The organism is Paenibacillus medicaginis, from assembly GCF_042138635.1.
Classification (GTDB): Bacteria; Bacillota; Bacilli; order Paenibacillales; family Paenibacillaceae; genus Paenibacillus; species Paenibacillus medicaginis.
The window spans coordinates 1-1,975 of the sequence record NZ_JBHIRY010000070.1 but is presented as its reverse complement, the minus strand read 5'-3'; the positions used below and the strand labels follow the sequence as shown (position 1 = coordinate 1,975).

General features: G+C 46.4%; 1 protein-coding gene. It reads left to right on the top strand.

Annotated features, from left to right (window positions below; genetic code table 11):
• Positions 1-158 precede the first annotated feature (158 nt).
• Positions 159-1,877, top strand: a complete 1,719-nt coding sequence (locus ACE5LO_RS27645; RefSeq protein ID WP_375523122.1) for an IS1634 family transposase — start codon at positions 159-161, stop codon at positions 1,875-1,877.
• Positions 1,878-1,975 lie beyond the last annotated feature (98 nt).

Sequence of the window (1,975 nt, the reverse complement as noted above, 5' to 3'; positions counted from 1 at the left end):
CCCTAGTTTTGCAGCACATCTAATCGTCTAATTACCCGGAAGCATTGATTTTACTGATGTAGCCGGGTATTTTTATTTTAAAATATTGTCGTATTATTGTATACTTTTGTATATTTTTGTGGTATGATCTACCTGTATTCCATGTCTGGAGGGAGCTTATGAATCTTCGAAAAGCCTTCAATACCAAAACGGGGCGTACTTATTTGTCCATCGTTCACAGCTATCGCGACAAGGTGACCAAGAAGCCCAAGGCCAAAACGATTGAATCCCTTGGCTATCTGGATGTGTTAGAAAAACAATACGACGATCCCATTGCTTTTTTCGAAGAAAAAGTCCGCCAGATGAATCAGCAACAGGAATCGGACAAATCCGCGATCACCTTTCGCATCCGTAGCGATGAGCGCGTTCCCATGGATACCACTCACCGCAAAAACTTCGGATACGCGGCCCTCAGCAAGATTTACCACGAGTTGGGTATTCATACGTTTCTCATCAACCGGCAACGACACACTCAGCATCAATTCGACGCCAATCAGATCATGAAACTTCTGGTGTTTTCTCGTCTGCTCTATCCGGCTTCTAAAAAGAAAACCCACGAAAACAAAGATACCTATTTTGAAAACACCCATTTCACGCTAGATGACATCTACCGCTGTTTGTCCTTTTTCAGTAAGCATAAGGACGCGATCCAGTTGTGGCTTCACGAACGCATCCAACAGCAGTACGATCGCAACACCAGTTTGGTTTATTACGATGTGACCAATTATTACTTCGAAATTGATGAAGCCGACGCGCTTCGAAAAAAGGGAGTCTCCAAAGAACACCGTCCCGACCCCATCGTGCAAATGGGACTCTTCATGGACACGGATGGCATTCCGATTACATACGGTCTGTACCCGGGGAACATGCTCGACAAACAAACACTCATCCCGATGCTCTGGGAAATCCAAAAGAAATTCTCTCTGGGTCGAACCATCGTGGTCGCCGACAAAGGCATGACGACAGGCGACAACATCTGGTACATTCTCTCTGCCAAGAACGGATACGTACTGAGTTACTCAATCCGTGGCGCGGATCAGAAATTTAAAGACTATGTGCTTGATCCGAGCGGCTATTCCGCCATAGGTGAGGATTTCAGAATCAAATCACGATTGTGCCCGCGCGTCATTCAGGTTACGACAACCACAGGAAAAAAGATGAAGAAATCCGTAGATGAGAAGCAAGTGATTTTCTTCAGCGAGAAGTACGCTGCCAAAGCGCGAGAAGAACGTGCCCAGGCGGTGGAGAAAGCTCGGAGCCTGATCCGCCATCCTGCTGCGTACAACAAAGCGACCTCCTACGGCGCGGCCAAGTATGTGAAGAATTTGACCTTCGATGCCAAGACCGGTGAGATTCTGGAAGACGCCAAGTTATCGCTGCAGTTTGACGAAGAGAAGTTGAGGCAGGAAGAAGCGCTGGACGGCTACTATGCGATCATCACCAGTGAATACAAAGAATCGGACATGCGCATTGTCGAGATCTACCGGGGGCTTTGGAAGATTGAAGAATCGTTCAAAGTCACCAAAAGCGATTTGGAGAGCAGGCCCGTCTACCTGTCCACCCAAGAGCACATTGAAGCCCATTTTCTCACTTGCTTTGTGACGCTTGTCCTTGCCAGGTTATTGGAACGACGCTTAAACGGGAAATATTCCATCACCACCCTGGCGGAAAGTTTGAGAAAGGCTTCCTGCAGTCATATTCAAGAAAATTATTATTTGTTTGATTACTATGATGAGGTTCTGGCCGATGTTGGTCGCGAGCTCGGAATCGATTTCGGCAAGAAATGCATGTCGTTAGGCGAAATCAAAAAAATTTTAGGAGCGGTCAAAAAGGGCTAAATTATACTACAACTTCTGGACATGAAAAAACAGCCGAGAACCCAGTAATGACAAGGGCTCACGGCTGTTTTTCGTTCGATTTAGCTGCAAAAGTCAGG